Annotated in this window: 13 protein-coding genes; 12 read left to right on the forward strand and 1 reads right to left on the reverse strand. The window is 70.5% G+C overall.

The window, feature by feature from the left end; genetic code table 11:
• Nucleotides 1–42 precede the first annotated feature (42 nt).
• From gnd to BLW32_RS09680, 3 genes are all read left to right on the forward strand, one after another.
• Nucleotides 43–1,485, forward strand: a complete 1,443-nt coding sequence (gene gnd, locus BLW32_RS09670) for an NADP-dependent phosphogluconate dehydrogenase (RefSeq protein ID WP_068742298.1) — start codon at nt 43–45, stop codon at nt 1,483–1,485.
• A gap of 138 nt (nt 1,486–1,623) precedes the next feature.
• On the forward strand, nt 1,624–2,001 hold the full coding sequence (locus BLW32_RS09675; protein ID WP_068742297.1) for a hypothetical protein: 378 nt from the start codon (nt 1,624–1,626) through the stop codon (nt 1,999–2,001).
• 32 nt (nt 2,002–2,033) lie between these two features.
• The gene (locus BLW32_RS09680; protein WP_244967750.1) at nt 2,034–2,594 is read left to right on the forward strand and encodes a DUF3558 domain-containing protein; all 561 of its coding nucleotides are present in this window, start codon (nt 2,034–2,036) and stop codon (nt 2,592–2,594) included.
• A gap of 7 nt (nt 2,595–2,601) precedes the next feature.
• Here BLW32_RS09680 and BLW32_RS09685 read toward each other — a convergent pair whose 3' ends face one another.
• A complete protein-coding gene (locus BLW32_RS09685) occupies nt 2,602–3,276 on the reverse strand; it encodes a TetR/AcrR family transcriptional regulator (RefSeq protein WP_068742295.1) in 675 nt (224 codons plus the stop codon).
• Nucleotides 3,277–3,410: 134 nt separating this feature from the next.
• Between BLW32_RS09685 and BLW32_RS09690 the strand changes: the two genes are divergently transcribed.
• The 9 genes from BLW32_RS09690 to BLW32_RS09730 all read left to right on the forward strand — a co-directional run bounded on the left by BLW32_RS09690 (nt 3,411) and on the right by BLW32_RS09730 (nt 13,623).
• The gene (locus tag BLW32_RS09690; RefSeq protein ID WP_068742294.1) at nt 3,411–4,955 is read left to right on the forward strand and encodes an amino acid permease; all 1,545 of its coding nucleotides are present in this window, start codon (nt 3,411–3,413) and stop codon (nt 4,953–4,955) included.
• 1 nt (nt 4,956) lies between these two features.
• Nucleotides 4,957–5,799, forward strand: coding sequence for an urea amidolyase associated protein UAAP1 (locus BLW32_RS09695; RefSeq protein ID WP_068742293.1), 843 nt, complete (start codon nt 4,957–4,959; stop codon nt 5,797–5,799).
• Nucleotides 5,800–5,827: 28 nt separating this feature from the next.
• The gene (locus BLW32_RS09700; RefSeq protein ID WP_068742292.1) at nt 5,828–6,427 is read left to right on the forward strand and encodes an urea amidolyase associated protein UAAP2; all 600 of its coding nucleotides are present in this window, start codon (nt 5,828–5,830) and stop codon (nt 6,425–6,427) included.
• Nucleotides 6,424–8,415, forward strand: a complete 1,992-nt coding sequence (locus BLW32_RS09705; protein WP_068742291.1) for a 5-oxoprolinase/urea amidolyase family protein — start codon at nt 6,424–6,426, stop codon at nt 8,413–8,415. The genes BLW32_RS09700 and BLW32_RS09705 overlap by 4 nt, the downstream gene beginning before the upstream one ends.
• Nucleotides 8,412–10,058 carry an allophanate hydrolase gene (gene atzF, locus BLW32_RS09710; RefSeq protein ID WP_068742290.1) on the forward strand — a complete coding sequence of 549 codons (1,647 nt, stop codon included), beginning with the start codon at nt 8,412–8,414 and terminating at the stop codon, nt 10,056–10,058. The genes BLW32_RS09705 and atzF overlap by 4 nt, the downstream gene beginning before the upstream one ends.
• 155 nt (nt 10,059–10,213) lie before the next feature.
• Nucleotides 10,214–11,239 (forward strand): Bug family tripartite tricarboxylate transporter substrate binding protein, encoded by a 1,026-nt coding sequence (locus BLW32_RS09715; protein WP_231857401.1) that lies wholly within the window; start codon nt 10,214–10,216, stop codon nt 11,237–11,239.
• Nucleotides 11,236–11,748 carry a tripartite tricarboxylate transporter TctB family protein gene (locus BLW32_RS09720; RefSeq protein ID WP_068742288.1) on the forward strand — a complete coding sequence of 171 codons (513 nt, stop codon included), beginning with the start codon at nt 11,236–11,238 and terminating at the stop codon, nt 11,746–11,748. Before BLW32_RS09715 ends, BLW32_RS09720 begins: the two co-directional genes overlap by 4 nt.
• A gap of 2 nt (nt 11,749–11,750) precedes the next feature.
• Nucleotides 11,751–13,259: a tripartite tricarboxylate transporter permease gene (locus BLW32_RS09725; RefSeq protein WP_068742287.1), complete on the forward strand. Its 1,509-nt coding sequence runs from the start codon at nt 11,751–11,753 to the stop codon at nt 13,257–13,259.
• Nucleotide 13,260: 1 nt separating this feature from the next.
• Complete coding sequence (locus tag BLW32_RS09730; protein WP_068742286.1) at nt 13,261–13,623, forward strand: universal stress protein; 363 nt, start codon at nt 13,261–13,263, stop codon at nt 13,621–13,623.
• Nucleotides 13,624–13,637: the final 14 nt, after the last annotated feature.

The raw sequence follows: 13,637 nt of genomic DNA on the forward strand, positions 1-13,637 counted from the left end.
GGCCGAGTGTGAACCACCACGAGGAAGAGGGACGAACAAGCGATGAGCAGCAACGACGCCAAGGCGAACATCGGAGTGGTGGGGATGGCGGTGATGGGCTCCAACCTGGCCCGCAACCTGGCGTCCCGTGAGGGCAACACCGTCGCGATCTACAACCGCTCGCCGGAGAAGACGCACGAGGTCGCGAAGAACCACCCGGAGGCGAACTTCGTTGCCAGCGACACCATCGACGAGTTCGTCGCCAGCCTCGCGAAGCCGCGCACCGCGATCATCATGGTGCAGGCCGGCGCGGGCACGGACGCGGTGATCGAGCAGCTCAAGGAGCGGTTCGAGCCGGGCGACATCATCGTCGACGGCGGCAACGCGAACTTCCACGACACCATCGCCCGCGAGGCGAAGATCGCGCCGACGGGCATCCACTTCGTCGGCGCCGGCATCTCCGGCGGCGAGGAGGGCGCGCTCAAGGGCCCGTCGATCATGCCCGGCGGCACTGCCGAGTCCTACAAGACCCTCGGCCCGATCCTCGCGTCGATCGCCGCGGTCGCGGAGGGGGAGGCCTGCGTGACCCACGTCGGCACCGACGGCGCCGGACACTTCGTCAAGATGATCCACAACGGCATCGAGTACGCCGACATGGAGCTCATCGGCGAGGCGTACGACCTGCTCCGCAACGTCGCCGGCTACACCCCCGCCCAGATCTCTGGCCTCTTCGCCACGTGGAACGAGGGGCCGCTCAACAGCTACCTCATCGAGATCACCATCGACATCCTCAAGCACGTCGACGCGGAGACGGGCAAGCCCTTCGTCGACATCGTCACCGACCAGGCCGGCAGCAAGGGCACCGGCGTCTGGACCGTCCAGACCGCACTCGATCTGGGCGTGCCGGTCGGCGGCGTCGCCGAGGCCGTCTTCGGCCGCGCCGTCTCGTCCAAGCGTGCCCAGCGCGACGCGGTCCGCGCGCTCGGCATCGAGCGCCCCACGGCCCCGCGGGTCGACGATTCCTTCGTCGACGACGTCGCGAAGGCCCTCTACGCCTCCAAGATCGTCGCCTACGCCCAGGGCTTCGACGCGATCATCGCCGGCGCGGAGAAGTACGGCTGGAACATCGACAAGGGCGCCGTCGCCAAGATCTGGCGCGGCGGCTGCATCATCCGTGCCCAGTTCCTCAACGTCCTCGCCGACGCCTACGCCGAGAACCCCAACCTCAACACCCTGCTCGAGGCCCCGTACTTCGCGCAGGCCATCCGCGACGGTGAGGACGCGTGGCGCCGCGTCGTCATCACCGCCACCCAGGCGGCCGTCCCGGTCCCGGGGTTCGCGACCGCCTTGAGCTACTTCGACTCGCTCAACGTCGACCGCCTGCCCGCCGCGCTCGTCCAGGGGCAGCGCGACTTCTTTGGCGCGCACACCTACAAGCGCGTCGACAAGCCGGGCACCTTCCACACCCTGTGGTCCGGCGACCGCAGCGAGGTCAAGACGGACTGAGTTCGACGTGAGAAGGGGGCGCGGCCGCACGGCTGCGCCCCTTTCCGTGTTCGGTGAAAGTGTTGGGAACCGATCGCCGAGCTGGTGCGTCCAATAGATGAGGGCGCGTACTCGCCCACCGGTGACGATCGGAGGAACATGGGGAATCCCGATGCGGACAAGATCCGCCAGGAGGCGGAGCAGCGCATCGCCGACCGTCCGAACATGGTGCTCGAGGGCGATCCGATCGAGGAACTGGCCAAGTCGCACGATCGGCACGCTGCCAGGTTGAAAGTCATCGTTCGCTCGCTTTCGGAGGTCGGTCGCACCAATTACCTGGGAGACACGGTCGAAGGTCGAGCAGCGACATTCAACATAGGCGTCGCGGTGCACGATCATGAGCAGTCGGTGGTGCAGAACTTCAACCGGGAGATTGCGGAGGCTGAGATGATCGCGGCGGCCCTGCGGCAGATCGCAAAGGACCTCGGCGACACTGAGCTGGAGAACGCCGAGGGGATCGGCCTCGTGCGGTGGTAATGCGAGGCGCTGCGGTGCTTGCCGTTGCCGCGATGGTCAGCGGATGCGCTGTATCGGTCGAGGGCGAGGCGGTGTCGGCCGGGACTACGGCCTCGAACGGAGCAACGGCCTCAGCTCGCCCCTTGCCGTTCGTGCCTGAATTCGAGGGGCGTACCAACGAGCGCAACGATGGGACCAGCTTCGAGCCCTGTACCGCGTACTCCGACGAGGAAATGAAGAGTCTTGGGGCAGACCCGCGAACGTTGACGGACGTGATGATCTCGGTTTCCCCCAACTACCGGGGATGTCGCTGGGACTCACTGAGCGGGGTCGCGTACTTCAGCCAGACGCTTGGCAACGAGCTGTCCCTAGAGAACTACAAGGCGAAGCAGAGTCGTCGCCCCTGGCAGCCCGATCGCAGGATCAGTGGGCGGACCGTTATCGTGACGACCGAGGGCGACAACGGATGCTTTGCGTCGTTCATGTCGGAGAAGGCGATCATTCACTCTGCCTACGCAGTCGATGGCACGGGGGCGAAGCCGTCACCTGGGCTCGTTGACGAGTGCAACATGGCGATCGAGTGGGCGACGCTGGCGATCTCGAAGGCACCGTGACCAGCGGCTACGCCAGCACCCGCTGAATCGCCCGACAGATCGCGTCCACCACGTCACCGTCGTCGAACCCCGCCCCGGAGCCATCGCCCGCACCAGGGCCGACGGCACCGTCGGACCGCAGGCCGATGACGGACTCCACGAGCCGGAACGGCAGGAGTACGCGCGGGTCGCCGTCGTCGTCCAGAACAGCGGTGGCCAGGGAACGGTAGTGCGAGGCCAGCTCTGCCCGATCGGCGCGGAACTCGGCGAACTCGTCGGCGGCCAACTCGGGCAGGTGGTAGAGCGCGCCCAGGTTGTAGCGCGCCGCCAGCAGCTGCCCGGCGTCGGACCGGGCCAACGACAACAACCGGTCCAAAGGCGCACCGTCGGCGGTAACAACAGTGCGTGCGAGCGCGAGCGGCGCCTGCACCGTCGCCTCCAACAGCGCGGTCAGGATCTCACCCTTGGTGGGGAAGTAGTGGTACAGCGAGGCCTGCCGGATGCCCACGGCCTCGGCGATCTGCCGCGTCGAGGTGGCCGCGTACCCGCGCTGCGTGAACAGCTCAGCCGCCGCGTCGAGGATCTCGTCGACGGCGGTGGCGCCGGGCCGGCGCGGGTCGTTCGCCCGCGGCCGCCCCCGTTTACCTGCGGTTTCCGCCCCACCGCCGGCCCCACCGCCGGCCCCGCTGTTCGCCTCCGTCACAGCGGCCAGGCTACCTGCCACGAAACATGTTCGTAGCGCCGGTTTTCCCAGTCCTTACAGCGGGGCAATCCGGGTGACCCCGGAGAACGGTTTTCTATCAACTGACAGATAGAGCTCCGACCGGGAAGCCGCCCATGACAACCACCCAACCCCGACACCATGATTCGGATGATCTGGCACAGCTGGGCTACCAGCCGCAGCTGCGCCGCTCGCTCGGGACGTTCGCGTCGTTCGCCGCCGGGTTCTCCTTCGTGTCCATCCTCACCACCATCTTCCAGCTGTTCGGCCTGGGCTATTCGCTCGGCGGGGCCGCCTTCTTCTGGACCTGGCCCCTCGTCTACGTCGGCCAGTTCCTCGTGGCGCTGTGCTTCGCCGAGATGGCCGCCCGCTACCCGATCTCCGGCGCGATCTACCAGTGGTCGCGGCGCCTCGGGGGTGAGGTGGTCGGCTGGTTCGGCGGCTGGTTCATGATCCTCGCGCAGATCGTCACCGCCGCGGCGGCCGCGATCGCGCTGCAGGTGGTGCTGCCGACCGTGTGGTCGGGCTTCCAGATCATCGGCGACAACCCGTCCCTCACCAGCTCCAGCGGCGCCGCCAATGCCGTTCTGCTCGGCACGGTCCTCCTGATCGTCACCACCACGATCAACTGCATCGGCGTGCACTGGATGAGCCGCATCAACGCCATCGGCGTCACCTGCGAGCTCGTCGGCGTGGTCGCCGTCATCGGCGCCCTCGCGATGCACGCCCAGCGCGGCCCCCAGGTCGTCTTCGACACCTCCCACGCGACCACGACCGGCTCGGGCGGCTACCTCGGCGCGTTCATCGTCTCCGGCCTCATGGCCGCCTACGTCATGGTCGGCTTCGGCTCGGCGGGCGAGCTCGCCGAGGAGACCGTCAACCCCCGCCGGGTCGCGCCGCGCACCATCCGGTTCGCCCTCACCGCCTCGGCGGTCGGCGGCGGCCTCATGCTGATCACCGCCCTCATGGCCGCGCCGACGCTGGGGGAGGAGCTCGCCGCCGGCGGCCTGCCCTACGTGCTCCAGTCCGTCCTCGGCTCGTTCTGGGGCAAGGTCCTCCTGGTCGACGTGGCCGTGGCCGTCTTCATCTGCACGCTCGCCATCCAGACCGCGTGCAGCCGCCTCATCTTCTCCATGGCCCGCGATCACCGGCTCCCGTTCTCGGACCAGCTCTCCCGTGTGAACCCGCGCACGCAGGCGCCCGTCGCCCCGGCCGTGCTCATCGGCGTCCTCTGCGTCGCCGTCCTGCTGGTGAACGTGGGCAACCCCGCGATCTTCGCGACCCTCGCCAGCGTGTGCATCGTGCTCATCTACCTCGCCTACCTGTCGGTGACGGTGCCGATGCTCTACCAGCGGCTCCGCGGCTGGCCGCACGGCGCTACTGTCCGCGACTCCGAGGGGAAGCCCGTCTTCACCCTGGGCCGCTGGGGAGTGCCGATCAACGCCGCGGCCGTCCTCTACGGCGGGGCGATGGTGATCAACCTCGCCTGGCCGCGCGCCGAGATCTACGACCCCACAGGCCAATCCCCGCTGCTGCAGTGGGCCGGGCCGATCACCATCGCGGTCGTCGTCATCGCCGGCATCGCGTGCTTCCCGCGCCGCGCGCACCCGCGCCCCGTCACCGCCGTCCTCCCGAACCTCCCCGCCACGAAAGGCATCTGACGTGACCGCCATCGCTGAGACCACCGCTACCACCCAGGGCGCCCGCGACCACGCCCGCGCCCAGGCCGACACCCGCGTCGAGGGCATGCCGACGGTGCCCGCCACCGCCTGGCCCGACCCGCCCGCCGGCGTGCCCGCGGACGCCCTCACCTGGGCGGAGACCGTCCCGGGCGGCCGCTACACGTCGAAGGTGCTGGCGCGCGGCACCCGAATCCGCCTGACCGACACCGTCGGCAGCGCCTGCGCGAACGTCCTGCTCTGGCGCGCCGACGCCCCCTGGGAGCGGCTCAACGTGGCCGACACCGTCAAGGTGCCGTGGCAGGCCTACATCGGCGCGGGCCACCCGCTGCTCTCCGACCAGGGGCGGGTACTCGCCACCGTCGTCGCCGACGGCTCCGGCCACCACGACGCCCTCTGCGGCACCACCACGCTCGCCACCAACACCGCCAAGTACGGCGCGGGGGAGGCGCATTCGGACAGCCCCGCCGGCCGCGAACTGCTCGTGCTCGCCGCCGCCAAGCACGGCCTCACGCCCACCGACGTCACCCCGTCCGTCTCCTTCTTCCACGGCGTCACCGTGGAGGCCGACGGTGCCCTCGCCTCCACCGGCAGCGCGGGGGCGGGGACGGCGGTGGAGCTCGTGCTGCACCTGCCGTGCGTCGTCGCCGTCGCGAACACCGCCCATCCGCTCGACCCGTCGCCGACCTTCGACACCGGCCTGCTCGAGGTGCTGGCCTGGCGCGCCGACGACGACCTGGCCGCGCTCGTCGCCGCCACCGATACCGACCCCGAATACCAGCGCGCAGTGGCGAACTCCGAGGACGCCCACCGCGCCGCGCGCTGACCGCCGACCACCGACCGAAGGACCAACCATGATCGCCACCGTCACCCCGCGGGCGCCCTGGTCGGGCATCGTCCCCGCCGGCCACACCCTCACCATGACCGACCTGGACGGCAATCAGGCCGTCGACACCCTCTTCTACGGCGCGCACGACCACGCCGTCCGCTACAGCGCCCAGCAGACGATCCTCGGCCAGGGCAGCATCTTCCTGGGCGCCGGAACCGTGATCCGCGACCAGGAGTCGCGCCCGATGATGACGATCGTCGACGACGAGGTCGGCCACCACGACACCCTCGGCGGCGCCTGCTCGCAGGAGTCCAACACGCTGCGCTACGGCCACCACACCAAGCACCAGCACGCCTGCGTCGAGAACTTCCTCATCGAGGGCAGCCGGCACGGCCTCGGCAAGCGCGACCTGGTGGGCAACGTCAACTTCTACATGTACGTCCCCGTCGACCCCGACGGCACGCTCGGCATCGTCGACGGCCTCTCCGCCCCGGGGAAGAAGGTGGTGCTCCGCGCCGAGATCGACACACTCGTGTTGATCTCCAACTGCCCGCAGATCAACAACCCCTGCAACGGCTTCGACCCCACCGCCGTCGAACTCGAGATCTCGGAGGCCGCCGCATGACCACCCTCACCGTCGTCCGCCCCGGCCCTATGACCACCGTGCAGGACTGGCCAGGCCGCGCCGGCTACTGGTCGATCGGGGTTCCGCCGTCCGGCCCGATGGACGACCTCTCCTTCCGCCTCGCCAACCTCGCCGTCGGCAACGACGAGGGCGCACCGGGATTCGAGTGCACCCTCGGCGGCCTCGCCGTCACCGTCGACGAGGCCACCACCGTCGCGGTCACGGGCGCGCCCGTCACGGTCACCGTCGACGGGGCGCCCGTCCCCACCTGGGCGCCCGTCGAGCTCCTCCCCGGGCAGCAGCTCGCCGTCGGTGCCACCGGATCGCTCGGCATGCGCGTGTACCTCGCCGTCCGCGGCGGCGTGACGGTGCCCGACTACCTCGGCAGCGCCTCGACGTTCACGCTGGGGAAGTTCGGCGGCCACGACGGCCGGACCCTCGCCGCCGGCGACGAACTGCCCCTCGGCGACACCGCCGCCTCCGCCCCGCGCCGCATCCTCGATGACGAGGTCCCCGCGTTCACCACCCGGTGGCAGCTCGCGGTCACCGTCGGACCGCACTCCGCCCCCGAGTACTTCACCGACGCCGACATCGCGACTCTGTACGACACCGCCTACGAGGTGCACTTCAACTCCGACCGCACCGGCGTCCGGCTCATCGGCCCCAAGCCCGAGTGGGCCCGCCCCGACGGCGGCGAGGCCGGTCTGCACCCGTCGAACATCCACGACAACGCGTATTCCGTGGGCGCCCTCGACTTCACCGGTGACACCCCGATCCTGCTCGGCCCCGACGGCCCCAGCCTGGGCGGCTTCGTCTGCCCGGTCACCGTGACCACGGCCGACCGCTGGAAGCTGGGGCAGCTCCGTCCCGGCGACGCCGTGCGTTTCGTCCCCGTCCGCGCCGCCGCGGCCGCCTCGCCCGGGGCCGTCGGCAGTGCACGGCGTGCGAACCTGCCCGTCGTGCTGTCGGCCGGCGGCGACGCCGACGACGGCGTCCTCGCCCGCTCCATGACGGCCGACGCCGAGACCACGATCACCTACCGCCGCTCGGGCGATGACAACATCCTCGTCGAGTACGGCGCCATGACGCTGGACCTGGAGTCGCGGGCCCGCGTCCACGCGCTCGAGCAGCGGCTACGCGCCGAATCTCCGCGGGGACTGATCGATCTCACCGCCGGCGTGCGCAGCCTGCAGGTGAAGTTCGACCCGACCGCGCTGAACCAGCCCGCGGCCCTCGACTGGATCCGCGAGGCGGAGTCGCAGCTCCCCGCCGCCGACGACATGATCGTGCCCAGCCGCACCGTCTCCCTGCCGCTGTCCTGGGACGACCCGAGCACCCGCGAGGCCATCGAGCGGTACGTCCTCGGCGTGCGCGGCGACGCCCCGTGGTGCCCCTGGAACATCGAGTTCATCCGCCGCATGAACGGCCTCGGATCGGTCGAGGACGTGCAGCGGATCGTCTTCGACGCCTCGTACCTCGTGCTGGGCCTCGGCGACGTGTACCTCGGTGCGCCCGTGGCCGTCCCGCTCGACCCGCGCCACCGCCTGGTGACCACCAAGTACAACCCCGCCCGCACCTGGACACCGGAGAACGCCGTCGGCATCGGCGGCGCGTACCTGTGCATCTACGGCATGGAGGGCCCCGGCGGCTACCAGTTCGTGGGCCGCACCACCCAGGTCTGGAACCACCGGCACCCGCTCACCGCGGGCGGCTTCGAGCCCGAACACCCCTGGCTGCTGCGGCACTTCGACCGGATCAGCTGGTACCCCGTGAGCACCGAGGAACTCGCGGACCTGCGCGCCGATACGGCCGCCGGCCGCGGTTCGGTGGACATCACGCCCGGATCCTTCTCGCTCTCCGCGCACCGTGCGTTCCTCGCCCGCGAGGCCGACGACATCGCCCGGGTGCGGTCCGCGATGGAGATCGCCCGCGACGAGGAGCGCGGCCGCTGGGCGGCCGCCGGTGAATTCACGAGGAGCGCAGCATGACCCGCATCGCCGACATCTACCGGCGCATCGAGGCGGACGATCGCCCCGAGGTGTTCCTCGCGCTGCGGCCGGAGGCGGAGGTCGCCGCCGAGTACACCGCGTCGCTCGCGGCGGGCGGCCCGCTCGCGGGCGTCGTCCTCGCCGTCAAGGACAACGTCGACGTGGCGGGCCTCCCGACCACCGCCGCCTGCCCCGGCTACGCGTATCGCCCCGCGGCGGACGCGGCAGCCGTCGCCGCCCTGCGCGCCGCCGGAGCGGTGGTGATCGGCAAGACGAACCTCGACCAGTTCGCCACCGGCCTCGTCGGCACCCGGAGCCCCTTCGGCGCGGTGCGCGACTCCCGGCGACCCGACCGCATCTCCGGCGGATCGAGCTCGGGCTCCGCCGTCGCCGTGGCCCTCGACTACGCTGACATCGCGATCGGCACCGATACCGCGGGTTCGGGCCGCGTGCCCGCCGGGCTGCAGGGCATCGTCGGCATCAAGCCGACGATCGGCGCCGTCAGCACCGACGGGGTCGTGCCCGCGTGCGCCTCGTACGACTGCGTCACGGTCTTCGCCCGCGACGTCGCCACGGCGGGCCGCGCCATGGCGGTCATGGGCGCCACCGGCACCCGCCGCTGGGCCGCCGACACCCCCTTCGCCGCCGCGCCCGACGCGGCGCTCGCGATCCCCGCCGAGCTCCCCGCCCTGCCGGCCTCCTGGCGGGAGGCCTTCGACGGTGCCGTCGCCCGCGCCGAGGCGGCCGGGCTGCGGGTCAAGCCCGTCGACGTCTCCGAGCTGCTCGCCGCCGCGAAGCTCCTCTACGACGGTGCCCTGGTCGCCGAGCGGTACAGCGCGGTGGGGGAGTTCGTCACCGTGGCAGGTGACGACGCGGGGCTGGATCCGACGGTGGCCGGCATCGTGCGCGCGGCGGGCGAGGTTCCCGCGCACCGTCTGGCCTCCGACCAGGCCGAGCTGCGCGCCATCGCCGCGCGGGCAGCGGCGCTCTTCGACGGCTTCGCCGGGCTCATGGTGCCCACCGCCCCGCGCCACCCGACCCTCGCCGAGGTGGCTGCCGACCCGGTCTGGGTGAACTCCGAGATGGGGACGTACACCAACTTCTGCAACCTCCTCGACCTGTGCGGCGTCGCCGTCCCGGCCGGGGAGACCGCCGACGGCGCGCAGTTCGGCATCACGGTGCTCGCGCCCGCGGGGCACGACGGGGTCGCGCTCGACCTCGCCGCTCGGATCACCGGCGCGCAGCCTGTGGCGCCGTGGAACCTCGGCCTCGCCGGCGCCGTCGACCTGGCGGTCTTCGGCGCGCACCTGCGCGGCCAGCCGCTCGAACACCAACTGACCTCGCTCGGGGCGCACTGGGCGGGGGAGATCCGGACCGTCGGCGAGTACCGGCTGGTCGAACTGGCGACGACGCCGCCCAAGCCGGGCCTCGTCCACGACGCCGACCACGGCCGCGTCATTCGCGGCGAGCTGTGGCGACTCGCGCCCGCCGCGCTGGGGACCTTCCTCACCCGGCTGCCCGCCCCGATGACGCTGGGCTCGGTGATGCTCGACGACGGCCGCGCCGTGGTGGGCTTCGGCTGCCAGGCCTCTGCGTTGAGCGACGCCCGCGAGCTCGACGTGGACCACTGGCTCGATCGCTGATCGGAATCGGCTGCGGGGCAACGGCCCCACTGAGCGGAGGGAGTTCTGCGCGTTTCGCGCATTCTGCTCTTTACTGAGATTTTCCGTTCTCGTCATACGCCGTTGGTGCGTCGATAATCTGGCGTCCTCATCAGCTCGACGAGGAGGCCACGGTCGTGACGGACAGCTCGGACGAAGCGGGACGGACGAAAAGTCCACCGGGACAGCGCAACATGGTCGCGCTCGCCATCTACGCGATCATCGTCGTCGTGGTGGTCTCCATGGCGGTCTTCTACTCCTTCCAGCGCGGCGGCCTCTCCGCCGACATCCGTAACAAGGCCACGCTGATCGCGCCCGCCGGCGCGGGCGGCGGCTGGGACCTCGTCATGCGCGAGGCGCAGGCGATCATGCGGGAGCAGAAGATCGCCACCAACATCCAGGTCGTCAACGTGCCCGGCGCCGCCGGCACCATCGGCCTGTCCCGCCTGCACTCGATGCCGGGCCGCGCCGACGTCGTCATGGTCGGCGGCACCGGCCTCGTCGCCGGCGTCCAGCAGACCAAGTCCGCCGTGACGATGACCGACGTGACCCCGATCGCGCGGATCTTCGAGGAGTACGACGTGCTCGTCGTCCCCGCGAACTCCCCGTACAAGTCCGTCGACGACCTGGTCGCGACCTGGAAGAGCAACCCGCACTCGATCCCGTTCACCGGCGGCGGCAGCTTCGACCAGCTCGTCATGGCCCAGTTCGCCAAGGCCGCCGGGATCGACCCGAAGAACACCACCTACATCCCCAAGGCCGGCGGCGGCGAGGTCGCCCAGGCCCTGGTCACCGGTACCGCGAAGGCCGCCTTCTCGGGCTACGCCGACCTCATCGACCAGATCCAGTCCGGCCGCCTCCGCGGCCTCGCCATGGCGGCCAAGGAGCCCCTCGACGGTGTGGATTTCCCGACGCTGCGCCAGCTCGGTTACGACGTGACCCTCGCCAACTGGCGCGCCCTGTTCGGTCCGCCCGGCATCTCCCCGGCGGACGTGAAGAACATCCGCGACGTCTTCGACGAGGTCATGCGCACGCAGGATTGGGCCGACGCCGAACGCAACAACAAGTGGACCAGGGCCTGGCTCGAGGGCCCGGACCTGACCACCTTCATCGCCGACGAGGATCGCGTCATCGCCGGCCTGTACAAGGAGCTGGGCAAATGACCGCGCAGGCAGACGAAGCGGACGCCGCGGCCAAGGGCGCGGGCAACGGGCTCGGCGCGCTCGTCGTCCCCGCGATCCTGGCCATCGCCAGCACCCTCGTGGTGATCGGCAACCTCACCATGGACGTGCAGTCCGATGACAGCCCCGGACCGACGTTCTTCCCGTGGCTGCTGGCGATCGTCGGCTACGCGCTCGCCGCCGCTCTCGCGGTGCACTTCGTCCGCAACCCGGACGAGCTGGCGCGCTCGGAGACGAAGTTCCGTACCTACACCGACTGGGCGGCCGCCGGCTGGCTCATCGGCGGACTCATCGCCTTCGCGGTGCTCCTCGACGTGCTCGGCTGGATCCTGGCCGCCGCGCTCCTGTTCTGGTGCGTGACACGGGCCTTCAACAGCAAGCGGCCGCTCTTCGACGTCTCGGTCGGGCTGCTGCTCTCCAGCTTCGTCTTCCTGATCTTCGGCGTCCTGCTGGACGTCCCGCTCCCGTCCGGAATCCTGGGAGGACTGTGACCATGGACCAGTTCGGACTCCTGCTCGACGGGTTCGCCGGCGCCCTCTCGCCGTCGAACCTCATGTGGGTCGTCATCGGCTGCCTCATCGGCACCGCGGTGGGCGTGCTGCCCGGCCTCGGATCCTCGATGGCCGTGGCGCTGCTGCTCCCGATGACCTTCGCGCTCAACCCGACCGCGGCCTTCATCCTCTTCTCCGGCGTCTACTTCGGCGGCCTCTTCGGCGACTCGACGATGGCCATCCTCATGAACACACCGGGTCAGGCCTCGTCGATCGCGTCGACCTTCGAGGGGCACCAGATGGCGAAGAACGGCAAGGCGCCCCAGGCGCTGGCCATCGCCGCGATCGGGGCGTTCATCGGCGGCATGATCGCGTCGATCCTCGTGGTCTTCCTCGCGCCGTTCATGGCGGATCTCTCCACGAAGTTCGGTCCGGCCGAGTACTTCGCGCTCTCGCTGCTCGCCTTCGGCGCGATCTCGTCCGTCGTCTCGGAATCAGTGATCAAGGGCCTGGCCTCGCTGGTGATGGGCCTCATGTTCGCGACCGTGGGCATCGACCAGATCTCCGGTACCGAGCGCTTCACCTTCGGCTCCGCGAACCTGTTCGACGGGATCTCGCTGGTGATCGTCGCGGTCGGCATGCTGGCGCTCGGCGAGATCATCATCGTCGCCTCGCGGATCCGCCGCGATCCGGCCCCGAAGGCGCTCGGCGCCAAGGCGGGCCGCGCCTGGCTCTCGAAGGCCGAGTTCAAGGAGGCGCTGCCCGCGTGGGGCCGCGGCACCGCGATCGGCCTGCCCTTCGGTGTGATTCCCGTCGGCGGTTCGGAGGTCCCCACCTTCCTCGCCTACGACGTGGAACGCCGCCTCGACCGTCGCCGGAAGTTCCCCATGTTCGGCAAGGGCGCGCCCCGCGGCCTCGCGGCACCGGAGGCCGCCGGCAACTCCACCACCGGCATGGCGATGGGAGCGCTGCTCTCGCTGGGCCTCCCGGTCTCGGCGACCGCCGCGATCATGCTCGCCGCGTTCCGGCAGTACGGCCTGCAGCCGGGACCGTTGCTGTTCGACAACTCGCCGGACCTGGTGTGGGCGCTGCTCGCCAGCTTCTTCATCGCGATGGTCGTGCTGCTGATCATCAACCTGCCCTTCGCGCAGTTGTGGGCGAAGCTGCTGCTGATCCCCGCGCCGTACCTCTACGGCAGCATCGTGGTCTTCTGCGGCCTCGGCATCTACGCCACGTCGCCGACGATGTTCGACCTGCTGCTCTTCCTCGCGATCGGCCTGCTGGCCTTCGTCTTCAAGCGCTACGACATCCCGATCGCCCCCCTGCTCATCGGCATGGTGCTCGGACCGCTCGCCGAGACCAGCCTGCGGGACGCCCTGCTCTCCTCGGACGGCGACTACTCCGTCTTCGTCTCCTCGCCGATCTCGATCACCCTCTACGCCCTGCTCCTCGCCGTGCTCCTGATCAAGGCGCGCCAGGTCGTGACCGCCCGCACCGGAAAGGACGTCTGACATGACGATTCTCGTCGCCCACTCGACCACTCCCGAGAGCGCCGCCGCGCTCGAGGCCGCCTATCGCGAGGCCGAGCGCAGGCCGGGGGAGCCCATCGTCGTCTTCCTGCTCGACGGTGACGCCCCCGACGTCTCGGAGGCCGCCGCGCGCGGCCTCTCCGTCACCATCGAGCGTCCGAAGGAGTTCGAGAAGGACCCGGTGGGGGGCGTCGTCGACGCCGCGACGGCGCTGGACGCATCCGTCCTCGTGATCGGGATCAAGCACCGCACCGCGACCGGCAAGCTCCTGTTCGGCTCGTCGGCGCAGCGGATCCTACTCGACGCCACCTGCCCCGTGCTCGCGGTGAAGGTCGCGCAGGGCTGAGCCTCGGCGCCCTG

It is taken from the genome of Tsukamurella tyrosinosolvens (assembly GCF_900104775.1).
Classification (GTDB): Bacteria; Actinomycetota; Actinomycetes; order Mycobacteriales; family Mycobacteriaceae; genus Tsukamurella; species Tsukamurella tyrosinosolvens.